The sequence below is a fragment of the Saccharomonospora sp. NB11 genome, from assembly GCF_015910535.1.
GTDB lineage: Bacteria > Actinomycetota > Actinomycetes > Mycobacteriales > Pseudonocardiaceae > Saccharomonospora.
Window position 1 is genome coordinate 93395 of sequence record NZ_JACBJG010000006.1, and the last position, 24798, is coordinate 118192.

General features: G+C 68.9%; 24 protein-coding genes and 1 tRNA gene. 9 read left to right on the plus strand and 16 right to left on the minus strand.

Annotated features, from left to right (window positions below):
- Window positions 1–864: a zinc metalloprotease HtpX gene (htpX, locus tag JAV51_RS10895; protein ID WP_197320587.1), complete on the plus strand. Its 864-nt coding sequence runs from the start codon at window positions 1–3 to the stop codon at window positions 862–864.
- Window positions 865–876: 12 nt separating this feature from the next.
- Here the strand turns inward: htpX and rfbA are convergent, their stop codons facing one another.
- The 6 genes from rfbA to JAV51_RS10925 all read right to left on the minus strand — a co-directional run bounded on the left by rfbA (window position 877) and on the right by JAV51_RS10925 (window position 7283).
- Window positions 877–1758, minus strand: a complete 882-nt coding sequence (gene rfbA, locus JAV51_RS10900; RefSeq protein ID WP_197320588.1) for a glucose-1-phosphate thymidylyltransferase RfbA — start codon at window positions 1756–1758, stop codon at window positions 877–879.
- 133 nt (window positions 1759–1891) lie between these two features.
- A complete protein-coding gene (locus JAV51_RS10905; protein WP_197320589.1) occupies window positions 1892–2572 on the minus strand; it encodes a DUF4232 domain-containing protein in 681 nt (226 codons plus the stop codon).
- 613 nt (window positions 2573–3185) lie between these two features.
- Window positions 3186–4364, minus strand: a complete 1179-nt coding sequence (locus JAV51_RS10910; protein WP_197320590.1) for a helix-turn-helix transcriptional regulator — start codon at window positions 4362–4364, stop codon at window positions 3186–3188.
- A 390-nt stretch (window positions 4365–4754) separates the two neighbouring features.
- A complete protein-coding gene (locus JAV51_RS20535) occupies window positions 4755–5417 on the minus strand; it encodes a DUF4145 domain-containing protein (protein ID WP_197320591.1) in 663 nt (220 codons plus the stop codon).
- Between the two features lie 544 nt (window positions 5418–5961).
- Window positions 5962–6492: a GNAT family N-acetyltransferase gene (locus JAV51_RS10920; RefSeq protein ID WP_197320592.1), complete on the minus strand. Its 531-nt coding sequence runs from the start codon at window positions 6490–6492 to the stop codon at window positions 5962–5964.
- Window positions 6492–7283 carry a GntR family transcriptional regulator gene (locus JAV51_RS10925; protein WP_037295266.1) on the minus strand — a complete coding sequence of 264 codons (792 nt, stop codon included), beginning with the start codon at window positions 7281–7283 and terminating at the stop codon, window positions 6492–6494. Before JAV51_RS10925 ends, JAV51_RS10920 begins: the two co-directional genes overlap by 1 nt.
- 137 nt (window positions 7284–7420) lie before the next feature.
- Here JAV51_RS10925 and JAV51_RS10930 point away from each other — a divergent pair, with 137 nt between their 5' ends.
- From JAV51_RS10930 to JAV51_RS10940, 3 genes are read left to right on the plus strand one after another with little or no spacing between them, the layout of a single operon-like run.
- Complete coding sequence (locus JAV51_RS10930) at window positions 7421–7825, plus strand: hypothetical protein (protein WP_231641890.1); 405 nt, start codon at window positions 7421–7423, stop codon at window positions 7823–7825.
- A gap of 2 nt (window positions 7826–7827) precedes the next feature.
- Window positions 7828–9201, plus strand: a complete 1374-nt coding sequence (locus tag JAV51_RS10935; protein ID WP_197320593.1) for a replication initiator — start codon at window positions 7828–7830, stop codon at window positions 9199–9201.
- Window positions 9201–10406, plus strand: a complete 1206-nt coding sequence (locus JAV51_RS10940; RefSeq protein WP_197320594.1) for a site-specific integrase — start codon at window positions 9201–9203, stop codon at window positions 10404–10406. The genes JAV51_RS10935 and JAV51_RS10940 overlap by 1 nt, the downstream gene beginning before the upstream one ends.
- A gap of 28 nt (window positions 10407–10434) precedes the next feature.
- Here JAV51_RS10940 and JAV51_RS10945 read toward each other — a convergent pair whose 3' ends face one another.
- Window positions 10435–10926: a YajQ family cyclic di-GMP-binding protein gene (locus JAV51_RS10945; protein WP_197320595.1), complete on the minus strand. Its 492-nt coding sequence runs from the start codon at window positions 10924–10926 to the stop codon at window positions 10435–10437.
- 116 nt (window positions 10927–11042) lie between these two features.
- Here JAV51_RS10945 and JAV51_RS10950 point away from each other — a divergent pair.
- A tRNA-Tyr gene (locus JAV51_RS10950) sits at window positions 11043–11124 on the plus strand.
- Between the two features lie 99 nt (window positions 11125–11223).
- On the opposite strand, the gene JAV51_RS10955 is transcribed toward JAV51_RS10950, so the two are convergent.
- The 4 genes from JAV51_RS10955 to JAV51_RS10970 all read right to left on the minus strand — a co-directional run bounded on the left by JAV51_RS10955 (window position 11224) and on the right by JAV51_RS10970 (window position 15355).
- Window positions 11224–12705, minus strand: a complete 1482-nt coding sequence (locus JAV51_RS10955; RefSeq protein WP_197320767.1) for an amidase — start codon at window positions 12703–12705, stop codon at window positions 11224–11226.
- Between the two features lie 118 nt (window positions 12706–12823).
- Complete coding sequence (locus tag JAV51_RS10960) at window positions 12824–13708, minus strand: nuclease-related domain-containing protein (protein ID WP_231641891.1); 885 nt, start codon at window positions 13706–13708, stop codon at window positions 12824–12826.
- A gap of 238 nt (window positions 13709–13946) precedes the next feature.
- Window positions 13947–14243, minus strand: a complete 297-nt coding sequence (locus JAV51_RS10965; protein WP_231641892.1) for a hypothetical protein — start codon at window positions 14241–14243, stop codon at window positions 13947–13949.
- Window positions 14240–15355 carry a hypothetical protein gene (locus tag JAV51_RS10970; protein WP_231642037.1) on the minus strand — a complete coding sequence of 372 codons (1116 nt, stop codon included), beginning with the start codon at window positions 15353–15355 and terminating at the stop codon, window positions 14240–14242. The genes JAV51_RS10965 and JAV51_RS10970 overlap by 4 nt, the downstream gene beginning before the upstream one ends.
- Window positions 15356–15588: 233 nt before the next feature.
- On the opposite strand from JAV51_RS10970, the gene JAV51_RS10975 reads away from it, so the two are divergent.
- Both JAV51_RS10975 and JAV51_RS10980 read left to right on the plus strand, forming a co-directional pair.
- Window positions 15589–15891 (plus strand): MarR family winged helix-turn-helix transcriptional regulator, encoded by a 303-nt coding sequence (locus JAV51_RS10975; RefSeq protein ID WP_197320596.1) that lies wholly within the window; start codon window positions 15589–15591, stop codon window positions 15889–15891.
- A 22-nt stretch (window positions 15892–15913) separates the two neighbouring features.
- Window positions 15914–16405: an SgcJ/EcaC family oxidoreductase gene (locus tag JAV51_RS10980; RefSeq protein WP_197320597.1), complete on the plus strand. Its 492-nt coding sequence runs from the start codon at window positions 15914–15916 to the stop codon at window positions 16403–16405.
- On the opposite strand, the gene JAV51_RS10985 is transcribed toward JAV51_RS10980, so the two are convergent.
- The 5 genes from JAV51_RS10985 to JAV51_RS11005 form a co-directional block, all read right to left on the minus strand.
- Window positions 16395–16871, minus strand: coding sequence for a DUF309 domain-containing protein (locus tag JAV51_RS10985; protein WP_197320598.1), 477 nt, complete (start codon window positions 16869–16871; stop codon window positions 16395–16397). The two genes, JAV51_RS10980 and JAV51_RS10985, sit on opposite strands and share 11 nt — an antisense overlap.
- Window positions 16872–16901: 30 nt before the next feature.
- Window positions 16902–18668: a cytochrome c oxidase subunit I gene (gene ctaD / locus JAV51_RS10990; RefSeq protein WP_197320599.1), complete on the minus strand. Its 1767-nt coding sequence runs from the start codon at window positions 18666–18668 to the stop codon at window positions 16902–16904.
- Window positions 18669–18805: 137 nt separating this feature from the next.
- Window positions 18806–19054: a DUF2630 family protein gene (locus JAV51_RS10995; RefSeq protein WP_197320600.1), complete on the minus strand. Its 249-nt coding sequence runs from the start codon at window positions 19052–19054 to the stop codon at window positions 18806–18808.
- 59 nt (window positions 19055–19113) lie between these two features.
- The gene (locus JAV51_RS11000) at window positions 19114–19758 is read right to left on the minus strand and encodes a response regulator transcription factor (RefSeq protein WP_197320601.1); all 645 of its coding nucleotides are present in this window, start codon (window positions 19756–19758) and stop codon (window positions 19114–19116) included.
- Window positions 19749–20894, minus strand: a complete 1146-nt coding sequence (locus JAV51_RS11005; protein WP_197320602.1) for a sensor histidine kinase — start codon at window positions 20892–20894, stop codon at window positions 19749–19751. The genes JAV51_RS11000 and JAV51_RS11005 overlap by 10 nt, the downstream gene beginning before the upstream one ends.
- 174 nt (window positions 20895–21068) lie before the next feature.
- Here JAV51_RS11005 and JAV51_RS11010 point away from each other — a divergent pair, with 174 nt between their 5' ends.
- Window positions 21069–21719 carry a DedA family protein gene (locus JAV51_RS11010; protein WP_197320603.1) on the plus strand — a complete coding sequence of 217 codons (651 nt, stop codon included), beginning with the start codon at window positions 21069–21071 and terminating at the stop codon, window positions 21717–21719.
- Window positions 21720–22058: 339 nt separating this feature from the next.
- On the plus strand, window positions 22059–24737 hold the full coding sequence (locus JAV51_RS11015; protein ID WP_197320604.1) for a bifunctional diguanylate cyclase/phosphodiesterase: 2679 nt from the start codon (window positions 22059–22061) through the stop codon (window positions 24735–24737).
- Window positions 24738–24798 lie beyond the last annotated feature (61 nt).

Here is a 24798-nt window from a genome sequence, read left to right on the forward strand (position 1 = left end):
GTGCACAGTCATCGCAACGGGTTGAAGACTGCCGTGCTGCTCGGCCTGCTCAGCGCGCTGATCATCGCGATCAGCGGTCTGTTCGGCCGAGGCGCACTCGTCATCGGGCTGCTCGTCGCGCTCGCCGTCAACGGCTACGCGTACTTCAACTCCGACAAGCTGGCCCTGCGCGCCATGCGAGCCAGGCCGGTGTCGGAGGCGGAGCAGCCCGTCATGTTCCGGATCGTGCGCGAGCTGGCGACGTCGGCCCGGCAACCGATGCCCCGCCTCTACGTGAGCCCCACACAGGCCCCCAACGCCTTCGCCACCGGCCGCAACCCGCGCAACGCGGCCGTCTGCTGCACCACGGGCATCCTCCGGCTGCTCGACGAGCGCGAGCTGCGCGCCGTCCTCGGCCACGAGCTCTCCCACGTCTACAACCGCGACATCCTGATCTCCAGCGTCGCGGGCGCGCTCGCGAGCGTGGTGAGCTTCCTGGCGAACATGGCGATGTTCGCCGGCGCGTTCGGCGGCAACCGTGGCGGAGGCGGAAACCCGCTGGCCACCCTGTTGATCGTCATTCTCGGGCCCATCGCCGCCGGGATCATCCGCATGAGCGTGAGCCGGTCACGAGAGTTCCAGGCCGACGCGTCGGGCGCGGAACTCACCGGCGATCCGCTGGGGCTGGCGTCGGCGTTGCGGAAGCTCCAGCAGGGCACGCGAGCCCTGCCGTTGGCTCCCGAGCCCAAGGTGGTGTCGCAGTCGCACCTGATGATCGCCAACCCGTTCCGCCCCGGCGAGCGGATGTCGCAGTTGTTCTCCACCCACCCGCCCATCGAGGAGCGGGTCCGCAGGTTGGAGGACATGGCCCGCCGCCCGTTCTGACGGCGGGAACGGTCAGCCGATGGCGCCCGCGTCGCGCGCGACGCCCATCACGTAGTCGCCGTACCCGCTCTTGGCGAGCTTCGCGCCCAGTCGGTAGCACTCGTCGGCGGTGATGAACCCCATCCGCAGCGCCACCTCCTCCAGACACGCGATGCGCACGCCCGTGCGGTGCTCCAGCACCTGCACGAACTGGCCCGCCTCCAGCAGCGAATCGTGCGTGCCTGTGTCGAGCCAGGCGAACCCGCGGCTCAGCCGGTGCATCCGCGCCTTGCCCTCGCGCAGGTAGGCGAGGTTGACGTCGGTGATCTCCAGTTCGCCACGCGCAGAGGGCGTGAGTCCCTTCGCGATCTCGACGACCTGGTTGTCGTACAGGTAGAGGCCCGTGATGGCGAGGTTCGACTTCGGGTTCGCGGGCTTCTCCTCGATCGACAGCAGGTTGCCGTCGGCGTCCACCTCACCGACGCCGTAACGCTGCGGGTCCTTCACCTCGTAGCCGAACAACGCGCACCCGTCGAGGTTCGCCGCTTCGGACTGGAGCAGGCCGGAGAAGCCGCGCCCGTAGAAGATGTTGTCGCCGAGGATCAGGGCCACCGAGTCGTCACCGACGAAGTCCTCGCCGATCACGAAGGCCTCCGCGAGCCCGTTGGGGCTGGGCTGCTCGGCGTAGCGCAGGTCGAGGCCCCACTGGCTGCCGTCACCGAGCAGTCGCTCGAAGTTCGGCAGGTCGCTCGGCGTGGAGATCAGCAGGATCTCGCGAATGCCCGCCAACATCAGCACCGACAGCGGGTAGTAGACCATCGGTTTGTCGTAGACGGGCAGGAGCTGCTTCGAGGTCGCCTGGGTGATCGGGTGCAGCCGGGTTCCGCTTCCGCCGGCCAGCACGATGCCTTTCATGCGACCCTCCCGCGTGTCGTGGCCCTGCCGGTGGGCAGCGTATCGCGGCCACCGGCAGGGTGACGGGAACGTCGGCGAGCGTCACAGTCACGGTTCGCCCTGGTCAACCACCCGGCCAGGGCGAACCGACCGCTCAGCGGTATCCGGCGCCCTTCTCGATGCTGGTGACCGTGAGCTGGTTGCCGCTCAGCTCGGTGCGAGCACAGCCGGTGCCGGGCACCTCCACGAACATCGACGCGGTCTCGTGCGGCGGATAGACGCGCAGCCCGCGCACCTCGGTGGGAGAGCACGTCTGCGGGTCGTAGTTGCGAACCTGGGCGAAGCCCACGTCGGCGTGCGCGACCTCACCGGGGTTCAACGTGATGGCGGGGCTCTTCTCTCCGGTGTGCTCGGCGGGTTTGCCGACCTGGTGTCCGTCGTCCCCGGCGACGTACGACACCCCGGGGAACCCGTGCAGCACACACGGCACGTCGCCGACGTTGGTGAACACCAGCGGCCGGTACACCGTCCCCGCCGCGCCCTCACCCTGCCCGAGCGACAGCGACAGATTGGCGGACGTGCAGTAGTCCGGGTCCTGCGGCGGCTGCTGTGCCTGAGGCTTCGGCGCCGCGTGGGCGCTGTCGGCCGCACTCGACGCGTCGGCGGGAGCGTCGGTCTGCTCCGAGGTCGGCGGGGCGGCCGACGTGGTCTCCGACGTGGCCGGCGCGTCCGGTGAGGGACCACCCGCCTCGTCGCTGCCGGAACTGCATCCGGCCAAAGCGAGCACGATGCCCGTCGTGGCCAGCAGCGCGTGTGCCGTGTTGATGCGTTTCATCGTCGCCACCCCCTTCTTCCGGGTCCACACCACAAGACGCGGGTACCGACCCGCGAGGTTGCCTCCCCGGCGCAGGACCCTCCGAACGGACTGTCGACCGTCCGCCCGGGTGAGAACAGCGAGGTCACGGCCACCGAGCGTCGCGGAAGCCCCGGCGAGCGACGTCCACCGGCCCGGTGGCCGCAGTGGCCCGAGGAGGTGGAGGTGTGACGGATGGCGACGTGGGGGCGGGGTGGCGGAGGTCGGTGAGGCAACAGCGCAGTGGGTCCATCCCCGCGCGTGCGGGGCCGACCGTAGGAGAGGGCGTGATTCGCCAGCGCCTGCCGGTCCATCCCCGCGCGTGCGGGGCCGACTGTCAGGAAACCCTGACAACCTGGATGTCAGGGGGTCCATCCCCGCGCGTGCGGGGCCGACACTTCCTGACCTGCGACTTTGCTCGGTCAATGGGCGGTTTTCATTCAGTCTAGAGCCCGCGGAAACCGGCGAGGGCAGGCGCGAGGGATCGTGCCGAACGAGAAGGTATGGACCTGGTTCCGTGGTCATGCCGGAAGGTTCGGGCACGCGGGCGGGAAATCGTTGCCACCGTGGCAAGGTCCCCGCGTGACCACCCGGGCTAAAGGTCCAGTCCGGCGCGGGAGGCGAGGCCGCGCAGCTCGGTCCCGGTGGCGTCGGCACGTGAACGCTCGATCAACTCGCACACCAGGCCCCGGGCGACCCGCGAGCCGTGGACTCGCGCGGGTGCGATGCGCTCGGCTGCTCGAAGGGCGTCGACGGCGTCCGAGCGGCGGTGTCGGATGCGTGTGCAGGCGCGAGCCCGCGCGAGGTGGTACGCGACGCGCCGCGTGGGATTGGGGAGCTGGTCGGGTTCGATGCGGTCGGTGAGGGCAGCGGCGGCGACGTGATCGCCGCGTTCGAGGGCGGCACTCGCACGCCAGAGGTCGACGTTCGCGGGGCCGAACCCGAACCAGCCGAAGTCGGGTCCGTCGACGCGCCGGGCGAGGTCGGCGGCGTGGTCGAGCGCGGACGTCTCGGCGGTGGTGTCACCGCTCGCTGCCGCGGTGAGCGAGTGCGCCAACGCGAGCATCCCGGACAGATGGACGCCACCGACCGTGCCGGTGCCGGGGGCGGCGGCCGTGAGCACGTGGGAGGCGAGGTCGAACGAACCTCCGCCGAGGAGCCCGAGACCCATCCCGAACGCACTCACCGCGATGCTGACGGGGTCGTCCGCGCGTTCCGCCGCGTCGCGGGCGAGTGTGCAGGCCTGCCACGCGAGATCGCGCGTTCCACCGACGTCACCGAGCCACGCGGCGGTGCCTTGGATGTGCAGCAACGTGGCGATGCGGAGCAACTCGCGGACGTCTCTCCCGGCCTGGACCGAGCTGTGGACGTCGCGCACGAGTCGTGGGAGATCCGCACCAACGCTGCGGTAGTCGCAGGCCCGCTGCGCTTGCAGCAGGACGTTCGTGCGCTCCCGAAGGACGTCGACGGGCACGACGTCGCCGCCGGGGATGCCGACACTGACGGCGAGGAGCGCGGAGCGGACGGCGTTCACGTGGCCGTCGGCGAGGCCGGAGTCAGCGGTGACGGGGACGGCGGGTCCGGCGATGTCGGCAGGGGTGACGTCGAGGGCGCGGGCGAGGGCGGCGATCAACGACCGGCGGTCAAGCGCTCGTTCGCCTCGTTCGATGCGGGAGAGATAGCTGGGGCTGATTCCCGCGAGCCCTGCGACGACGTCGAGAGAACGGCCTCGTGCTCGGCGGATGCGGCGGATCGCGTGTCCGGGGTGCTGCATCTGGTCTCCTGTGTGCTGTCCAGGGATCCAGTGTGCAGGCGGGGAGGGGGTTCGGGTACCTCGTTGCGGGGCACATCCCCGGCACGAATGCCATCGATCTCCGTGGAGACACGGTGAGATGCGATGTCCCCTGATTTCAGGGGCGTGCCGGGGACGTAGCGAGCATCACCGGTAGTTGGTGAACTGCGTCCGGCCTGGGGCGATGCCTTCCAGGTGGCTTCTGACCTGCTGGTTCGTGGCGATTACTTGTCGTTGGTGATGGATGATGGTGAGTGGCATCTGTACCCAGTTTGTACCGACGGTTTGTCCCTGTCGTGAGTTCAGGCGTTGATATGGAACACGCTGGGCCCTGGATGCCACTCAACGATTGAAAAGGCTTCCTGGGAGTTACTACATTGGCATCCCGCTTCTTGGGGGAAGGGGCGCATGTACGGCATCGTCATCTTGGTCCGACATGAATTGCTTGGCTCGATATTCCATTTCGTAGATCGAGCGAAGCAATTGGGTTGTGAATGAAAGTGTGCCTAGTGCTTCCCTTTTGTTGCTGGCAGGGAGCTCGTGTGTGGCTATATTTCCCCTTTTTCGAATCAGGTCAACCCAGGGCTTCATGGGTGGCGTAACAAATCCTTGACTCTCCAGAAATGACAGGTATTCCGCGAAGGTGTCTCCCTCTTTGGCTCCCTTATTTACGGCTATGTGCATAAGAATCTTGCGACACATCAACTCTGCCGAGGTGTAGGCGCTTGCAGATATGTTCCGCCGTGCTTCGTTATAAGCCTGCTCCACGTCCTCCGGCAAGCCTTCAACTTCTTCGCCAGCTCCTCTCGCGGGGGAGACGGTATCTCCATTAATCACCGCTCCGAATAGGCATCCAGGGCATCTCACCCATGTGACATAGGGCCCCTTTTTGGTGCGTGCGATTACGGCAGCAGAGCATACTTTGCCGCAGTGTGGGCACACTATTTCAGTGTATGCATATTCGTTGGATGTGTCGATGTGCTCAGAATTTGGCGCACCCATCGAGGTGAAAACTATATTGCTATGCCCGGCCATTTAGCCTCCTTTGTCTCGGGTTGGGTATCGACAATAATGCCCTCGTTGTTACAGGATCAGGTGATTATGTTGCTGCAAAGTTTCCATTGAAGTTGCCCTTTGGGCAGCAGAACAGGGTCGATGTTGTGCCATCCCGTCTGACCTGGCGTAGCCCGATCACGCTGTGTCAAGGGGGCAACCTTCGTGCTGTGGTGAGGGATGTTGCCAGGCTTGCCCCCTTGACGCGGCGTGATAGCCCTCGGGGAGGTCAGACGGGATGGCACACGCACCGGACCACCAACGAACCGGAACGTGCGTGCACGACCCCAGCCATCCCGGAGACCTGCCCGCCCGGCGAGGGCATCTTCTTCCTTCTGGCGGTCCCGCCGTGGTTCCCGGACCGCCTGCCTTCCGCTCCTGGGTCCGCGTGCGGGACGGCGGGACCGGCGTCAGCCGCACGCCCGGCGGCCCGCTGGCGCGGGCCCACAGGCAGCAGGCAGGCGGCCCCGGCGGGGCCGCCCTTGACCATGTAGAGAAAGTCCTCACCGGATGTGCGCCGGGTGAGCTACGGGGCGGGGCTGACGTAGCAGTACGCGGGCACGAGGCCGTGGCCTGAGTCGTGCTCGGTCACTCCGATCCTGCGCCATCCCAGACGTTCGTAGAGCCGAATCGCGGCCTGGTCCTTCTCCATGACGTCCAGCACGAGGCGTAGCCCTTCACTGGCTGCGTGCTCCATCACGGCACGGGTGAGCAGTTCACCGGCTCGATGGCCCCGCGCTTCGGGGTGGACGAACAGACGGCCCAAGACGGCGATGCCCGCGACTACACCTTCGGTTGTCTCGCGGAACATGACGGCCGCTGCGTCGGCATCCGTGGGCTCGGTGATGCAGACGTGGCCGATCACCTCACCGGCCAGCTCGGCAACCCACGCCTTCACCAGTCCGGCGGGCCTGAGCCAGGCTTCCGGGTCGGCGACTCCTTCGACGGGGTAGCCGTCGGCCTCGTGCACGGCCACCAGGGCGGCAGCACACGCGGGGAGGTCGTCATCACGGCGGGGGCGGACCACGGGGGTCGGCTGTTGGTGCGGCTGGAACATCAGTCCTCCACGGGCATGGCGTAGTCCAGGCCGGTCAGGTCGGCGCGCATGACGAACCTCGTCACCTCGAACGGTCGGCCGAGGTGGTCGATGCCGGTGTGCAGCACATCGAGCACCGGAACACCGTCTGGGATGGACAGTCCCGTGGCTTCCTCGTGGGTGGGCATGCGGGCGGACACCTCTTCGCGGACGCGCGTGATCGGGTGCCCGAGTTCCTCGAACCGCGCGTACAGGCTGCCCTTGCCCATCTTCGCCGACGTGGCCAGCACCGAACCTTCCGCGATCTCCCACGGGATGTAGGTGACGCCGACCTGAACGGGGTCGTTGTCGGCGTAGTACCAGTTCTCCCGGCGCACCACCGATGCCTCGGCAGGGTCGACGTCCAGGCGCTCGGCGACGTCCTCGGGGGGCTGGACCCGCTCGATCGATGTGCAGTCCACGCGGGCCGTGCGGCCCTGCTTCGCCACCTCGGCGCGATAGGGCGACAGCCCTGTCTCGTTCCGAAGGCTGTGCGAGTAACGCTCGCTGCCGAAACGGAGGAGGCGCCGCTTTTCGCGGACGAACACGCCCTTGCCGTGGTGTGCCGTGACCAAGCCTTCGTCGGTGAGCAGGCGAATGGCCTCGCGGGCGGTGTTGCGGGCCACGCCGTGCTGAGCGGCCAACGCGCGTTCCGACGGCAGCTTGGCGCCGGGCGGCAGGTCACCTGAGGCGATCGCGTTACGCAGCTCGCTCGCCACCTGGCGGCTCGGGAGCTGTGTCCCTTCGCTGGGACGGCCTGCGGAACTGTTCACGACGCCTCGATTGCTGTCGGTGGACCTGTCTTCATCGCGGTCAGTGTACTGGCTCAAGCCAGCTATTGACGGACGACGCGCGACGCGCTTTACTGGCTTAAGCCAGCAACTGGCTCAAGCCACTTCACTGGGAGGACATGGTCATGGGTGCGCTCGCGTTGGTCATCGATGAGCCGACTGTGGTGGAGGTTTCCGAGCGGTTCCGGTTCTCGGATGAGAACCCGCTGACCTTGGAGCCGTATGCACGGGGCCGGTTCGGGGATCTGCCGCCGTACATCGAAGACGTGATCGTCGAGCAGTTGGGACTGGCTCCGACACGCTGGAACGCGCTGGTCGGTGCCGGAGAGGTCTACTCGGTGGTGGGGCCGTTCCAGGAGTTCTCACTGGCGGGCTTCCTGCGTTCGGTGCAGGAGCGCGATGTGTGGGACGGGTCTGAGGACGTGTGTGGTGACTGCTGGGGCACCCTGGCGGCCAAGGACTACGACGGGTCGGTGACTGGCCGTATCGACGGCGTCTACGTCTGCTTCTGTGCGGTGCACTGAGCATGGCCGAACACGCGAGGTCGGCCCGGCTGGTGGCGGAGTTGCCGGGCGAGGACGAGCGGTTGGCACTGCTGCTGCGAGGTTCGGGGTTCCGTTCGTGGCGGGCCAAGGTGCAAGCGGTCGGCGGGTGTGCGAAGCCGGTGCGCCTGGCCGGATCGGCTTCGTGGGAGACGGCTGACGGTCAGCGGGTGCGGGAGTTGGAAGGCACGCTGTTGGCCGCGTGCGGCAACCGGCGGGAGTCGGTGTGCCCGTCGTGCGCGGATCGGTATTCGGCAGACACCTTCCACTTGATCCGCTCGGGTTTGTCCGGCGGCAAGGGCGTGGCGGACACGGTGACGGGGCATCCCCGGCTGTTCGTCACGCTGACTGCGCCGTCGTTCGGGCCTGTGCACAACCAGCCGACCACCGGCACCGGGCAGCGTCGTTCGTGCGCCTGCGGGACGACTCACCACGACTACGACCCCGCGTTGGGCACGCCGCTTGATCCGGATGCCTACGACTACGTGGGCGCGGTGTTGTGGCAGGCGCATGCCTCGGAGCTGTGGCGACGGTTCACCATCACTTGCGCCCGACACCTCGCCCGCGCCCTCGGGGTACGGCCCACCGCGCTGAAACACCACCTGCGGCTGTCCTACGCCAAGGTGGCCGAGTATCAGCGGCGGGGTCTGGTGCACTTCCACGCCGTGGTTCGCCTCGACGGCCCCGACGGTCCCGACACCGCACCTCCGGCGGCGGCCACGGTGGACCTGCTGGAACGGGTGGTGCGCTCGGCAGCTCGCGCGGTGGCGGTGGACTCGCCACCCTCGGAGGCGGTGGGGTCGCGGCGGCTTGTGTGGGGGCGTCAGATCGACTGCCGCGCCATCACCGACGCTGAGCCGGATGACCCGGCGGCGTTGGTGCGGGGCTCGTCGGTGGCGTCCTACATCGCCAAGTACGCCACCAAGGGCACTGGCCACGCTCCAGGCGCAGATACCCCGATCCGTTCCGAACAGCACATCGCCGACCTCAACGTCACCGACCACACCCGCACCATGATTCACACCGCCTGGCGGCTCGGCGGGCTGCCCGAGCTGGCGGGACTGCGGTTGCGGAAGTGGGCGCACATGCTCGGCTTCCGCGGGCACTTCCTCACCAAGTCCCGCCGCTACTCCACCACCTTCACCGCCCTGCGCGGCGCTCGCCGGGAGCACCGTTTCGCCCAGGAGCTGGCCGACCTCGGCATTCACGACCCTGGCGAGGTCACCGTCATCAACGACTGGTCGCTGACCGGCATCGGCTACCGCAGCGCCGCCGAACGCGATTTCGCCGAAGCCATTGCCGACGCAGCCATCCAACGGCGGAAGAACCGCCGATCCGACAGCATGGCGGTGGCGTGATGGCGGTTGATGACCTCTGGTACCACCGCGCTCGTGATCCCGAGACGGGAGAGCGGTTGCCCACGAAGCGCCACGGCCGTGGCAAGCGGTGGCGGGTCCGCTGGATCGACCCTGAGACGGGCCAGACTCGCACGCAGTTCTTCGAACGGCGGGCCGACGCCGAGCGACACGACGCCAACATGCGCGCGGACATCTCGCGCGGCCAGTACGTCGACCCTCGCGCGGGCAAGCTCACCGTCGCCGAGTACGCCGATCACTGGCGTCGGACCCAGCTCCACCGGCAGAGCACGGCCGAGCGAACCGAGCGGGTCATCCGGCGGCACATCGTGCCCGTGCTGGGTGCCTTGCCGCTGGCACAGGTGCGGAACTCGCACATCCGGGGATGGGTCAAGGATCGCGCGGAACGTCTCGCGCCGAGCACGCTGGCGACCGTCTACCACGGCACGCTCGTGCCGCTGTTCAACGCGGCCGTCGCCGACAAGCGCATCGGCAGCACGCCGTGTGTCGGCATCCGGCTGCCGGAGATCCCGGACTCCCGGTACTACATCGCCAGGCCAGAGCAGGTGCATGCGCTTGCGGAGGCGCTGCCCGAGCGGTACCGCGCGATCGTCTACCTCGCCGCTGGCTGTGGCTGGCGCGGCGGAGAAATCTTCGGCCTCGAACGCGACGCGATCGACTTCGAGCGCCGTGAGGTGCACGTCCGTCACCAACTCACCGTCGTGACCGGGCGGAACCCGTTCCTCGCTCCGCCGAAGACCAAGACCAGCATCCGGACGAACGAGCTGCCCGTGGTCGCGACGGAGGCGCTGCGCCACCACCTGGACACGTTCCGGCCGCTGCCCGAGGAGATCGACGACGAGACGGACCCACGCCGGCCGATCCGACGCCCGGTCGATCTCGTGTTCACGCGCGGAGACGGCCGGCCGATCCACCGGTCGGACTGGTCGTACATCTGGCGGCCCGCGGTGGGGAAGGTGGGACTGCCGAAGGGGTTCGGCCTGCGTGACCTGCGGCACTACTTCGCCACGGTGCTGATCTTCGGCGGAGCCAACGTCAAGACGGTCCAGCTCGCGATGGGGCACACGACGCCGACGGTCACGTTGAACACTTATGTCGGCTACTGGCCGGACGCCGTGGACCAGACTCGCTCGCTGGTGGACTCCGCCCTCGGTTGTACCGGGGATGTACCCGGCGGCACCGACTAGCGCATCACCGCAGGTCACGCAGCGAGCATCACCGGTAGTTGGTGAACTGCAACGCGATGCCGAAGTCCTCGTTCTTCAGCAGCGCGATGACCTCCTGGAGGTGGTCCTTCTTCTTGCCGGACACCCGGAGCTGGTCGCCCTGGATCTGGGCCTGGACGCCCTTGGGGCCCTCGTCGCGGATGAACTTGGCGATCTTCTTCGCCTTGTCCGACTCGATGCCCTCGATGATCTTGCCGTTGATCTTGTAGATCTTGCCGGACACCGCGGGCTCACCGGCCTCGAACGCCTTCAGCGAGATGCCTCGCTTGATCAGCTTCTCCTTGAAGACCTCCACCGCCGCCTTCGCGCGCTCCTCGGTCTCGGCCTCGATCGTCACGGCATGCTCACCGGCCCACTCGACCTTGGCGCCGGTGCCGCGGAAGTCGAAGCGCGTCGACAACTCCTTGCTCGCCTGGTTCAGCGCGTTGTCCACCTCCTGACGGTCGACCTTGCTGACGACGTCGAAAGAGGGATCGGCCACGTCACACACCTCGTCGTTTCGGCTGTTGGATGGCTCCACCCTAGCCACCGCCAACCCCACCGATCGGGCGAGTTGCGCATTCGCTATCCTGAGTACCGGCCGGGATGACCGGACACGGCGGGTTACCCGAGTGGCCAAAGGGATCTGACTGTAAATCAGACGGCTCAGCCTACGGGGGTTCGAATCCCTCACCCGCCACAAGCAGGCGAAACGCCCCGCTGACCTGGGAGACCAGGCGGCGGGGCGTTCGTCGTTCGTGGGGCGCTCGGCGGGTGGCCGGAGCCACGCCGACCCCGGTCACAACGCCGGTTCGTCCTGCGCCCACGGGTGTTCGGCTTCGAGTTGGGTCGCCAGCGCCAGCAGGGTCGGTTCACTGCCGAGCCCGCCGACGAACTGCACGCCGAGCGGCAGACCCGACGCGGTGCGGTGCAGGGGCACCGACATCGCGGGCCTGCCGGTGATGTTCGCGAGCTGCGTGAACGGCACGGGCGCGAGGTTCGCGAGGATCTGGTCGTTCCACAGCTTCGTCTTGGTGGCGATGCCGGTGAGCCGCAGCCGCAACAGCAGCTCCCCACCGAGCCGCAGCAGCGGGGGAGTGGCCAGCTCGCCGACCCGCACCGGGGGCCGCGCCAGCGTCGGCGTCAGCAGCAGGTCGAACCGCTCGTGGAACGCGGCCAGCGCGCGGGTGTGGATGTTCCAGCGCTCGCGGGACATTGCGTAGTCCGCTGCCCGCAACCCTCGCGCCGCCGCGGCGAGCAGGCGGTTGTCCACCTCGAACTCGCGGTCGCGGGCGCCGGTGAACTCCTTGATCTGGTCGATCGTGGCCGCCGTCTGCGCCGACCACATGGTCATGAAGTCGCGCGCCAACGCCACGCCGTCGATGCCGGGGTCGGCGGGCTCGACGTCGTGTCCCAGCTTGTCGAGCAGAGCGGCTGCCTGCTCGACGGCGGTGACGGCCTCGGCGTCGACGGGGGTGCCGAGCGGGGAGCGAGTGGTGAAGCCGATGCGCAGTCGCGGCGGGGTCCGGCGGGCGAGTTCGGCATACGGCGTGTCGGGCACGGCGGGCAGGTACGGGCCGCCGAGGTCGGGCGTCCGGGTCAACACGTCCAGCATTGCCGCCGTGTCGCGCACGGTCCGCGACACGACGCCGTCGGTGGCCGCACCGGAGAGCGCTTCGGCCCGGTCCGGACCCGACGGGACGAGCCCTCGACCCGGCTTCAGCCCGAAGATGCCGCAGCAGGCTGCGGGGATGCGGATCGACCCGCCGCCGTCGCTCGCCCCGGCCATCGGCACGATCCCCGCCGCGACCGCCGCCGCCGCGCCGCCGGACGACCCGCCGGGCGTGTGCGCGAGGTTCCACGGATTGCGGGTCACGCCGGTGGCCTTCGGCTCGGTGACCGCCTTGGTGCCGAATTCGGACGTGGCGGTCTTGCCGAAGATCACGAGCCCGGCGTCCAGCCACCGCTGCACCACCACACTGTGTCGCGAGGCGGAATGGCGCTGCAACGACCGCGAGCCGCTGCCCGTGGGGACTCCCGCGTAGTCCTGGGACAGGTCCTTGAGCAGAAACGGCACGCCCGCGAACGGTCCGGACAGGGTGTCGGCCGTCTGCCGACGGGCGAGGTCGTCCATCCTGCGCACGATCGCGTTGAGTCGGCCGTCGACCCGGTCGGCGCGCGCGATCGCCGCGTCCAACAACTCGGCGGGGGACACCTCACCTCGGGCCACCAGTTCCGCCAACCCCACCGCGTCGTACGACCGGTATTCCTCGTAGGTCATCGCTGCCATGTGCGTCACCCGCCTTCGTCGCCTCCTGATTCAACGCGTCACACCACGCTTCGTCACGCTCCGGGGCCGGAATGTGTCTACGCGTCGCGTCTCTGTGCGCTTCGCGCGGTCAGTGACCGTGGAAGGCCTGGTAGATCACCACGCAGGCCACGGTGGTGAGGACCGCGATGACGGCCAACACCACGAGGGTGGGCCAGCCCCGCCTGGCCGAGGCCGTCGCCGACGCGGCAGCGGGGGCAGGCCGTTGTGCTGGTGGGCGTGGGCTTGCGGGTGAGCGGTACTGCGGCACGGGCGACACCTTTGTCGGTGCCGGGCGTGGTGCCGATGTGGCCTTCTTTGTCGGAGTCGGGCGTTGCACGGGCGGCGCGGCTGGCTTCGCGGGCGGGGTCGGCTTCGGCGCCGTCGGAACAGCCGGCACGGAGGTGGGACGGTCGGCTGTGGGGAGGGTGTCGGGGAAGCCGTCGGCGAGTAGCTCCTCGCGGGTGGGGGCGAGGGTGTGCAGGTCGAGAGCGCGGCAGGCGTCGAGAACGGTGTCGGCACTCCAACCCGGGCGCCCGGTCCGGTCGCGCATCTGGTGCACCAGCCGCCGCAGCATCTTGCGTTGCGCCAGCACCACGTCGATACCGGGGCCGACATTGCGGGTGTCCCCGAGCTTCAGTTCGGTTTTCGGGATGACGACGAGGACCACCGCCCCTCGGACGAAACCCACGTTCAACCCGGCGGCTTCGAGCGCGTTCTTGGTGTCGAACAACCCGCCACGGAGCTGTTCGTGCGGATTCGCCGTGGCCAGCGTGTGCAGGGCAGCGGGCTCGCCGTCGACCAACCACGGCCCGTTCAACGGCACCGTCAACACGCCGGGCTGAGACCGAGTGAAGCCCTTGATCTCGCACACCAGCAGCCCGTGCGGAGTGAACAACAACGCGTCCACCTGCCGCACCCCGGCTTTGCTGGGCACGTTGACATTGACCAACGCCAACCGGCAACGCGTACTCACCAGTCCACCCCCGCCACAGCCGTACTACCCGAGCCTCCGCTCTCGACAGGCCTTCGCCCGAGGTCCTCGGCCCCTTCTGCACACGCACCAGCACAACCGTCGACCGTAGTGATCACCAGATCACGCACGGTCCCGCCGAACGAGTGCACCTGCTCGGGAGGCGTCCGTCACGACGTCAGTCACCCGCACGTCAGCCTTCGCGTACTACCGGCTGCTCTGGGACCTCGGGTGAGTCGGTTCAGCGGCCGGGGTCGTCGTCCGGCAGCGAGCACTCCAGCCGGTAGTCCACGGTCACGTCACGGTAGGTGTGCCGCGCTCGCACCGACGCGGGCAGGTTCACCCGGCGGCTGTCCGAACGCGAGCGGAACCCTTCGATGCCGTCGAAGGACACCTCGGTGTCCGGGTCCTCGTGCCAGCGCAGTCGTCGGCCGGTGACGTGCGCGGTGAATGCGATGTCGGCGGGCCCGTCGCGATCGGGAGCGTGGGCGTCGTCGGCCTCGGGGGTGCGCTCGGAGGTGGATTCGGAGTCGGTCACGGCCGAGGCCTGCGGCGTTTTGGGGCGGCGCGGCGGCGCGACTCCCTGGGCGACGACCTCCGGTGTCTGGGCCTCGGCTGGGGCCGAGGTTCGGGTTCGGAGTCCTCGTCGGATTCCCACTCGTCGTCGGACTCCCACTCGTCGTCGGCTTCGGGCTGGTCGCGCGGCGGGGCCTCGTCGTCTGCGTCGTCGGTGACATCCTCGTCGTCGCCCGTGAGTGGGCCCGTGACGTCGTCGAGCGAGTCGGTGACGTCGCGAGCGGTACCGCCGACGTCCTCCACGGCGCGTCCGGTACCGCGTCCCACGTCCTCGGCAGTGCGAGCGGCTCCGGTGCTCACGTCTTCGACGCCGCGTCCGGTACCGCGACCGACGTCGTCGACGGCACTTCCGGCTCCACGGCCGACGTCTTCCACGGCACCTCCGGCTCCGTGACCAACCTCGCCGACGGCGCGTCCGGTACCGCGGCCGACCTCGTCGACGGCACTTCCGGCTCCGCGACCGACGTCTTCGACCGCGCCGCCGGCGCCACGACCGACGTCCTCGACGGCACCTCCGGCACCGCGGCCGACCTCGTCCACGGCACTTCCGGCTCCGCGACCGACGTCCTCGATCGCGCGGCCTCCGCCCGCGCCGAGTTCGCCCACGGCGTCGCCTGCCCCACGCAGCACCGGTTCCGCGGCGCGGATGACGTGTTCGAGGATCTGCGGATTGCGGTCGATCGTCGTGAGGACGCGGTCGATGATCTGGGCGACGCGGTCGAGCCGGACTCGCAGTTGGGCCTGCGCTTGGACACCGGTGATCGTCAACGCCACCCTGCCCAACGCCACGTCCGCGCCCACGTGCAGCTTCAGCAGGTCGAGCACGTCGGCGTGCAGCGACACGTGGGCGCGCAGGTCCTCGACGTCGAGGTCGATCTCGTCGACGGACAGGTTCGGGACGTCGAGGAACACGTCGGGTGCGGTCTCGCCGACCGGGGCGCCGCCCGGCTCGCGAGTGTGCGGGGTGCGGTCGGCCGCCGTGCCGGAGGACTCGGGGGACGAAGCTGACTCGGGGGACGGAGCTGACTCGGAGGACTCGGCGGCCGCGTCCGGGTCGTCGTTCCATCGGCTCACCAGGAACCACCTCTCACGGGGGAGGGACTCCTTGTCGAATACCCGTTCCCGGCGGCGTACACGACGTCGCTTGACCTGAGATGGTTGGTGCCGACGAAGCGACGCACTCAGGACCTCGGCGGTCGTGTCTGCCCGTCATCGGACCTCGCTCCAGGACCAGATCGAGGCACTTGTGATCGGCGGGCCCCAGCCCCAGCCGTTCGGCGACAGCGTGGTGGAACAGCACGGTCGCCGTGCTTAGCGAGCTGGCCAGGATCACCGGGCTCACCAGCGGAGCGATCACCGGTGTCGTGGCTCGGTTGGAGGCAGCCGGTTTCCTGCGTCGCGAACCCGATCCTCAGGACCGGCGCAAGCAGTTGCTCCACTGCACGGAGCAGGCGCGACAACGCATCGGCGAGGTGTTCTCCGAGCTCGTCGACTTCTCGACGTTGTTGGCCGACTTCGATGCCGACCAGCTCGCCACTGTCGCTCGCTTCCTCGACCGAGCGACCGAGGCCGCTCTCCGACAGGTCGCGCTGTTGCGCGCCATCCGATGACCGAACCTTGAAGGAGACCAGCATGAACCGCGATGAAGCCGAGGTGCGGGACCTTTTCCAGCGCATGTGTGCGGCGTGGACGGCAGGCGACGCCCACGCCTACGGCGAGCTGTTCACCGAGGACAGCGACTACGTGAGCTTCGACGGCACCCGCGCGGAGGGACGCGCGCCGATGGTGGAGTCGCACGACCACCTGTTCCGCGGTGTGCTGGTCGGAAGCGCCCTGGTCGGTGAGGTGGAGTCCGTCCGGTTCCTGTCGGACGACGTCGCGCTCGTCCACAGCACGGGTTCCGTACTCGCGGCGTGGCGTTCCTCGATCCCGAAGCGGCGGCTCACACGCAACACCATCGTCTGCGTGCGCACGCCCGTCGGGTGGCGAATCGCCGCCGTCCACAACGGGCGGGTGCGGCCGATGTCCGTGCCGTCGGCGGACTCGCTTCCGGCGCGGATGGCCAGGGCGCTGGTCCGTCTGTCCGCGAAGTTCGGGCTGGGGCGAGCGGGCGTCACGGCCTGAGTCGAGGGGCGAGCGCGGCGGGGTCGGGTGGCGTGTCGTGGTGGGGCACGCTCTCGGCCAGCGCGGCGGCCCAGCCGCACAGGGCGGCGACCTCGATGCCGTGCGGGCGGGCGTCGGCGAAGGGGGCGATGTTGTCGGCACCGCGCCGCAGCAGCGCGACCGCGCCCGTCCGGTTGCCTCGCGCCGCGTGCGTGATCCCCACTGCGAGTTGTGCGAGACCTCGCCACAACTGGCGCTCGGTGTCCGGCCCGGACTTCCACGCGTCCTCGAACACCTCGTGAGCGTGGAACGGCTTGCCCTCGTCGAGGAGTTGCTGCGCCTCCCGCAGCGTCTCCTCGGGAGTGCGGGTGATCCCCTCGGGCTGGCGGGGAACTCCCGTCGCACCTCGCGGCAACGGCCTGCCGAGTCCGTCCCTCGGCCGCGCGTTGCGGGCCCGTCCTTCGGTGTCTCGGTCGCGGTCGGCCACGGATCGAGTGTGGCACACGACCGGCCGTGCTCAGCCCGTCTCGCCCTTCGTGGCGTCGGAGGCCTTCACCTCGGGCGGCGTGATCCGCGAGTCCTCCACCGGCACGGCCCTCCCGGTGAACGAGATGTGTCCCTCGGCGTGCATGCGTTCGGTCATGTGCGGATAGTGCAGCTCGAACGCGGGTCGCTCCGAGCGGATGCGCGGCAGCTCCGTGAAGTTGTGCCGCGGCGGCGGGCAGGTCGTGGCCCATTCGAGAGAGTTGCCGTAGCCCCAGGGGTCGTCCACTGTCACCGGGTCACCGAAGCGGTAGCTGCGGATCACGTTCCACAGGAACGGCAGCATCGACAGTCCCAGGATGAACGCGCCGATCGAGGACACCACGTGCAGCGTCGTGAACCCGTCGGTCGGCAGGTAGTCGGCGTAGCGGCGGGGCATGCCCTCGTTGCCGAGCCAGTGCTGCACGAGGAACGTGGTGTGGAAGCCGACGAAGGTGAGCCAGAAGTGCAGCTTGCCCAACGGTTCGTTCAGCATGCGGCCGGTGAACTTCGGGAACCAGAAGTAGATCCCGGCGAACGTCGCGAAGACGATGGTGCCGAACAGCACGTAGTGGAAGTGCGCCACCACGAAGTACGAGTCGTGCACGTGGAAGTCGAGCGGCGGGGCGGCGAGGATGACCCCGGTGAGGCCGCCCAGCAGGAACGTGATGAGGAACCCGATCGAGAACAACATCGGTGTCTCGAACGTGAGCTGGCCCTTCCACATCGTGCCGATCCAGTTGAAGAACTTGATGCCCGTCGGCACGGCGATGAGGAACGTGGCCATCGAGAAGAACGGCAGCAGCACCGCGCCGGTGGCGAACATGTGGTGCGCCCACACCACGATGGACAGGCCCGTGATGCCCATGGTCGCGAAGACCATCAGCCGGTAACCGAACACCGGTTTGCGGCTGAACACCGGGATGATCTCGGTGACGATGCCGAAGAACGGCAGCGCCACGACGTAGACCTCGGGGTGCCCGAAGAACCAGAAGAGGTGCTGGTACAGGATCGCGCCGCCGTTGCCGGGGTCGAAGATGTGGCCCCCGATCAGACGGTCGACGGCCAGACCCATCAGCGCGGCGGTGAGGATCGGGAACGCGATCAGGATCAGCACGCTCGTGAACAGGATGTTCCACGTGAAGATGGGCATCCGCCACATCGTCATTCCGGGCGCGCGAAGACACGCCACCGTGGTGACCATGTTGACCGCGCCGAGGATCGTGCCGAGACCCGAGACGACGAGCCCCATCACCCACAGGTTCCCGCCGATGCCGGGGGAGAATGTGGCACCGGACAGCGGGGTGTAGGCGGTCCAACCGAAGTCCGCCCCGCCGCCGGGCGTGAGCAGGGACCCCATCACGATCAGCCCGCCGAGCAGGAACAACCAGTACGACAGGGCGTTGAGCCGGGGGAACGCGACGTCGGGGGAACCGATCTGCAGCGGCAGCACCAGGTTGGCGAACGCGAAGAGCACGGGTGTCGCGTACAGCAGCAGCATCAGCGTGCCGTGCAGCGTGAACATCTGGTTGTACTGCTCGGTGGAGAGGAACTGCAGTCCCGGCTGAGCGAGCTCGGCGCGGATGAACAACGCCATCACGCCGCCGATCATGAAGAACACGATCGACGTGACCATGTACATCTTGCCGATCACCTTGTGATCGGTGGTGCGCAGCAGGGTCAGCAGGGCCTGCCAGCGCTTGCCCCCCGTGGGGGCGGGCTGCTGGATCCGCGTCGGGCGGACGCCGATCTGCGTGTCCACGAAGCACCTCCGCTCGCGACTCCCGCCCTGGCAGTTCTCGCATCACCGCAGGTCCGGGGCGTGTCACGAATCACGCTAGACGGGAGCCTGCACCCCCGCACGTCGGCGCGGCACCGAGCGGTGCCGTTCGCGTACTCCTATTGCCGGTACGACTCGACCTCGCTCACCGGACGCGGTTCCGCCTGGTCGGGGTCGGCCCCGAACTCGCTGTTGGCGCGGCGTCTGCGCAACAGGTCCCAGCACTGGTCCAGTCGCTGTTCGAGTTCCCGCAGCCGTCGTCGGCCCGCGTCGTCGAGACCGGACCCGGTCGCCTGCGACCGCAGCTCGCGCTCCTCCGCGATGAGGCGGTCGATCCGGGCCAGCGGATCGGTGTCGCTGCTCGCCATCACTCGCTCCCTTCCCGCGTGAGGGGCGTGCCCGGCGAGGAAGAGGTCGAAACCGCCGACTACGACTGCAGGTAACGCAGCACCGCGAGGACCCGGCGGCTGTAACCGGTGACGTGTGCGAGGTCGAGCTTGTCGAAGATCGCCCCGACGTGCTTCTCCACCGCGCTGCGCGACACGTACAGGGTCTCGGCGATGCTCGCGTTGGTGTGGCCCTCGGCCATCCTCTCCAGCACCTCCCGCTCCCGCTGGGTCAGCCGGGCCAACGGGTCGACACGGTTGCTGCGCGCCAACAACCGGCGCACCACCTCGGGGTCGAACGCGGCCCCACCCGACGCCACGCGTTCGAGCGCGTCGAGGAACTCGCCGACCTGTGCGACCCGGTCCTTCAACAGGTAGCCCACGCGCCCGACCTCGTCGCTGATCAACTCGGCGGCGTAGCGGCGCTCCACGTACTGCGAGAGGACGAGCACGCCGATCTCCGGAGCCGACCGCCGGATCTCCAGCGCCGCGCGCATGCCCTCGTCGGTGTGGGTGGGTGGCATCCGGACGTCGGTCACGACGACGTCCGGCCGATGGCGTCGAGCCTCCGCCACGAGCGTCCGGGCGTCCGACACCGCCGCCACCACGTCGTGACCCTCTTCGGCGAGCAGGCGCACCAGGCCCTCCCGCAGCAGGATCGAGTCCTCGGCCAGGATCACGCGCACGGCAACTCCGCTCTCACCACGGTCGGACCACCGGGGGGACTGGCGACGGTGAGGGTCCCGTCGGCCGCGGCGACGCGGCGACCGAGCCCCGTGAGCCCCTCGCCCGCGACGTCCGCCCCGCCTACGCCGTCGTCGACCACCCGCACGACGACGATCCTGTCGTCCCGGTGCACGTCGATCTCGACCCGGGTACATCCGGAGTGCTTCAACGCGTTGGTGACGGCCTCGGAGACCACGAAGTACGCCACCACCTCGGTGGCCTCGTCCACCCGGTCGGCGAGGGCGTAGTGCAGGGAGATCGGCACGGTCGACCGCTCGGCCAACGCCTCCAACGCCACCCCGAGACCGCCCGTCTCCAGCGCGACCGGGTACACGCGCCAGGCCACCTCGCGTAGTGCGCGCAACGCGTCCTGCGACTGCTCGTGCGCCTGGCGCAGCAACTCGGCCACGCGGTCCGGGCTCGTCGTGCGACGAGCCCGACCCAGCACCATCCCCAACGCCACCAGCGACTGCTGGACACCGTCGTGGAGGTCCCGTTCGATACGCCGGCGCTCGGCGTTCACCGCCTTGACGACCTCGGCCCGCGTCGTCGCCAGCTCGTGGACGCGTTCGCGCAGCCGGTCGGTGGCACTCGGCGCCAGCAGCCGCCGTGCCACCGCGCGTTCGAGCACGACGACTCCCCACAGGCCCGACACGACGAGGAACACCAGGAGCGCGCCGCCCAGCACCACCGTGAACGGGTCATACCAGGAGCGTTCGGTGCCACCGCCGACCGGAGAGCCCGACAGCAGTTGGCCCACCATGATCCCGCCGCCGACACCGCCGAGGGCCGCCAGCACGACGATGCCCGCGGTCAGCCCGCCGACGACGCAGCGGGCCGCGAGGTACGGCCACGCACGATGATCCGGGTAGTCACCGGAGAGGGCGGTGTTCAGGAATCGGGCCAGTCGCGTGCGGTGGAGCTCGGCGAGAGCCCGCGCGACGCGGTGGACCGAGCGACGTGCGGGTGGCACGAGCACGGCGGGAGCGGTCAGGAGCACGAACGGCAGTTCGACGACGACGGCGAGCGCCCCGAACAGGAGCCCGGCACCCACGCGCGGCGCACCCCGCGCGATACGCTCGGTGGTGGAGGACACCTCGCAGACGCTAACCAGGCCGGGGTCTCGTGTGACTGAGGTTTTCCACAATTCCGGCCTGCGGAAGGGGCACCCCGTGTTCGGCGGTGTGCACCATCCCGTCCACGCCGTAGCGGTTTGTAGTGTTCTGGCCACACATCCGGACTTGGTGATTCGCGAAAGGCCCCCTTATTCATGAACAGTCTCGCTGCTGAAGCCGACACCGCCGAGCTCGGAGGGCTCGCCGGCTGGACGGTCGACTTGATGGACGCGCTCGGTGGGCCGGGTGCGGCCGTGGCCGTGGGACTCGACAACATCTTTCCCCCGATCCCGAGCGAGCTGATCCTTCCGCTCGCGGGTTTCACCGCCGCGCAGGGGCGGTTCAGCCTGGTCGAGGCGCTGGCGTGGACCACTGCGGGTTCGGTGATCGGCGCGGTGCTCGTGTACCTGGTCGGCTACTTCTTCGGCCGGGAGCGCACGCGCAAGCTCATCACAATGCTGCCGCTGGTCAAGGAGTCCGACTTCGACCACGCCGAGCGGTGGTTCGCGAAGCACGGGACGAAGGCGGTGTTCTTCGGCCGGATGGTGCCGCTCGTGCGGAGCTTCATCTCGGTGCCTGCGGGTATCGAGCGGATGCCGTTCTGGATCTTCCTCGGTCTCACCACGCTGGGCAGCCTGATGTGGAACGCGATCTTCGTCGTCGCGGGCTACTTCCTGGGGTCGAACTGGCACGTGGTCGACGAGTACGCGGAGATCTTCCAGTACATCGTCATCGCCGCCGTCGTGGTGGCGCTCGCGGTGTTCGTCGTCAAGCGGGTGCGGGAGCGGCGCAACGCCAACGTCTGAACCACAGCGCTCGGCAACGGGCATCCACGCGGTCGGCGTGGGTGCCCGTTTCTCGTGTGTGCACGGTCCCGCGTAGGGGGCCAGGGCGGTGGGACGCTCGCATTGTTCCCGGAAATGTGGCATAAATCACCCTGTTGGGGTGGCTACCAATCGCGACCGAAACGCCACGGAGCTGTTCACTCACTCTGCGGTCGAACGACCGCTGATGTCGGTGTTCGTTGACACAGCGCTGATGAGTTGGTCGCGAACAGCCGCCTTGATACGCCCACCGGGGGTAAAGTATCGCCTCGTTCGTGGGTCGGCCCCGACAGGCGCATGCGCGTCACACAAGGAGGTTGCATGCCGGAGGCATACGGCGACGCCACCGCCGCTGCCGAGGCCGGTACGGCGACGGACGACGTACCGAGACCGAGTGGACGACCGACCGACGAGAACCGCCCCTCGGTGGAAGCTCGCGCGGACGAACGTCGTTTCGGGCTTTACACCGCCGCGGTCCTGACCCTCGGCATCGCCGCCGCGGCGGCCGTGTCGGCATGGCTGCCCTTCGACGGCTCGGTGCACCTGTGGTGGATCGGACCTCTCCTCGCACTCGCGTTCCTCGGAGCCGAACAGCTCGGCGTCAACGTCGACGTCCGCAGCGGCATCTCCTGGACCATCTCCTTCACCGAAATCCCCCTCGTCATCGGACTCCTCGTCGCACCGTTCGAGGTCGTACTCGCGGCCCACGTCGTCGCCGGGGTCACCACGCTGTTGGCGCGTCGCGTCACAGGCCGGGTCCTCTACAACGCCGGCGCATTCCTCCTGGAGGTCACGAGCGCGTTCGCCGTCGCGGGGCTCGTCAGTCAGGCGCTCGGCAGCCCGTCCTCCATGCCGTGGCTCGCGGCGCTCGCGGGCACGCTCACCGCTCCACTCGCGAGCACCCTGCTGGCGATGGCAGCCGTGCGCGTGCTCCGTCGCCGGATGCGTATCGGCACCGTCGTGCGGCTGGCGGGACGCATCCTCGTGGTCGGGTTCGTCAACGCCTCGGTCGGGCTCACCGGCTACCTGGTGATCTCGAAGACGCCGGAGGCGTGGCCGATCGTGCTCGCGGTCAGTCTCGGGCTCGCCGCGCTGTACTGGGCGTACTCGGACCTGCTGCGCGAACAGCGCGACATGGAGGCCCTCACCGACGTCAGCCTCATGGTGGCGCGCTCGGGGCAGCAGGTGGCCGCGCGCCCCGCGCAGCGGACCGGGGACTTCGGGGTGGACGTCGACCTCGACGAGTGGACGACGATCGCCGAACGCATCCGTGACCAGCTCGCCGCGGCCCGGATCGTGCTGCGGCTGCGGCTCGAACCCGACGAACCGCTGCGCACCGTGGTGGTCGGCGACGAGCTGCCTCCCGAGGCGGAGGTCGACCAGGACGACGACCCGCTGCTGCGCCTGCCGGGCTCGCACGTCCGGCACCTGCGCATCACCGAGGCCAACACGCGCATCCGCACCGCGCTGCTCGATCGCGGTGCGCACGAGGTGCTCGCCGTCCCGTTGCGCAGCGCGAACCAGTTGCTCGGCATCGTCGAGGCGCACGACAGGCTGTCGCGCTGGCGGGGGTTCGGCAAGTACGACGTCCAGCTGCTCGGCACGATGGCGAGCCACCTCGCCACCGCCCTCGACAACCGCAGGCTGCTCGCCACGCTCCGGCACGACGCCTACCACGACCCGTTGACGGGGCTGCTGAACCGACCGGGCTTCCGGCAGGTGACCGCCGAGCCGCTGCGGGAGAGCGAGAACTCGGTCGTCCTCCGGGTCGACCTCGACGTGTTCTCCACCGTCAGCGACGCACTCGGGTACACGTGGGCCGACCGCATGCTCATGGCTGCGGGGCGGCGTATGCGCGACACCCTCGGCGCGCACGTGCCGCTGGCGAGGTTGGAGGGCGCGTCGTTCGCGGTGTTGCTCGCCGACTGCGAGGTCGAGGACGCCCAGCAGGTGGCCCAGCGACTGCGCAGCCAACTCTCCGCCCCGTACACGGTGGACCGGCTCATGGTGGAGGCCAACGCGGTCGTCGGCTACGTCGCCACGACAGCGGCGGAGAACGCCGAGCGGGCGGACGTCGACAGCCTCCTGCAGCGGGCCGACATGGCCGTCCGCGCGACCCGCAGCGGCGAGGAGGTCAAGTCCTACGTGCCCAGCATGGGGCAGATCTTCCTGCGGCGGTTCCAGATGGTCACGCAGTTCCGGCAGGCCATCGAGGAAGGGCAGGTCACCGTCCACTACCAGCCGAAGGTGGCGCTGCCCGGCAAACAGGTGCTCGGCGTCGAGGCGTTGGTGCGGTGGCAGCATCCGGAGTTCGGCCGCGTCGACCCCGACGAGTTCGTGCCTGCCGTCGAGGCGGCTGGGCTGGTGGGCTTGCTCACGTCGTTCGTACTCGACACGGCGCTCGACCGCGTGCGGCGATGGCTGGACGACGGGCTGCGGATCTCCGTCGCCGTGAACCTGTCGGTGCGCAACCTCGCCGACGCGGAGTTCCCCCGGCGGGTCGCCGAGTCGCTGGAGCGCTTCGGAGTACCCGGTGAGTTGCTCACGTTGGAACTCACCGAGTCGGACGTCATGCAGGACCCGGAGCGCGCCCTGCCGATCCTGCGCGAGCTGAGCGAGCTGGGCATCGAGCTGGCCGTCGACGACTTCGGCACGGGGTACTCGTCGTTGGCCTACCTGCGGCAACTGCCCGTCGACCAGGTCAAGATCGACAAGAGCTTCGTGTTCGGCATGGGGACCGATCTCGGCGACCTGGCCGTGGTGCGGTCGATCGTCGAGCTGGGGCACTCGCTCGGGCTCACCGTGGTGGCCGAGGGGGTCGAGGAGGACCTGGCTCGCGACCAACTGGAGGCGATGGGCTGCGACGTGGCCCAGGGCTACCTCATCTCGCGTCCGTTGGCCGAGGACCGGCTGGAGGCGTGGTTGCAGGCGAGGACGGTCCGTTCGCTGGGTCGCTCCTCCGAGTCGTCCGGCGGCGCCGTGCTGACCCTCCTGACCTGAGGTTTCACCGAAAACCGACCCCCGAATCAGGGGGGTGACGAGGTGCTGTATTGTTGTCCTC

What these genes read in the sequence shown, in the direction of transcription:
- rfbA (WP_197320588.1), bottom strand. Translation starts at nt 1,758, where the DNA reads ATGAAAGGCATCGTGCTGGCCGGCGGAAGCGGAACCCGGCTGCACCCG.
- JAV51_RS10905 (WP_197320589.1), bottom strand. Translation starts at nt 2,572, where the DNA reads ATGAAACGCATCAACACGGCACACGCGCTGCTGGCCACGACGGGCATC.
- JAV51_RS10910 (WP_197320590.1), bottom strand. Translation starts at nt 4,364, where the DNA reads ATGCAGCACCCCGGACACGCGATCCGCCGCATCCGCCGAGCACGAGGC.
- JAV51_RS20535 (WP_197320591.1), bottom strand. Translation starts at nt 5,417, where the DNA reads ATGGCCGGGCATAGCAATATAGTTTTCACCTCGATGGGTGCGCCAAAT.
- JAV51_RS10920 (WP_197320592.1), bottom strand. Translation starts at nt 6,492, where the DNA reads ATGTTCCAGCCGCACCAACAGCCGACCCCCGTGGTCCGCCCCCGCCGT.
- JAV51_RS10930 (WP_231641890.1), top strand. Translation starts at nt 7,421, where the DNA reads ATGGTCATGGGTGCGCTCGCGTTGGTCATCGATGAGCCGACTGTGGTG.
- JAV51_RS10935 (WP_197320593.1), top strand. Translation starts at nt 7,828, where the DNA reads ATGGCCGAACACGCGAGGTCGGCCCGGCTGGTGGCGGAGTTGCCGGGC.
- JAV51_RS10940 (WP_197320594.1), top strand. Translation starts at nt 9,201, where the DNA reads ATGGCGGTTGATGACCTCTGGTACCACCGCGCTCGTGATCCCGAGACG.
- JAV51_RS10955 (WP_197320767.1), bottom strand. Translation starts at nt 12,705, where the DNA reads ATGACCTACGAGGAATACCGGTCGTACGACGCGGTGGGGTTGGCGGAA.
- JAV51_RS10980 (WP_197320597.1), top strand. Translation starts at nt 15,914, where the DNA reads ATGAACCGCGATGAAGCCGAGGTGCGGGACCTTTTCCAGCGCATGTGT.
- JAV51_RS10995 (WP_197320600.1), bottom strand. Translation starts at nt 19,054, where the DNA reads ATGGCGAGCAGCGACACCGATCCGCTGGCCCGGATCGACCGCCTCATC.
- JAV51_RS11010 (WP_197320603.1), top strand. Translation starts at nt 21,069, where the DNA reads ATGAACAGTCTCGCTGCTGAAGCCGACACCGCCGAGCTCGGAGGGCTC.
- JAV51_RS11015 (WP_197320604.1), top strand. Translation starts at nt 22,059, where the DNA reads ATGCCGGAGGCATACGGCGACGCCACCGCCGCTGCCGAGGCCGGTACG.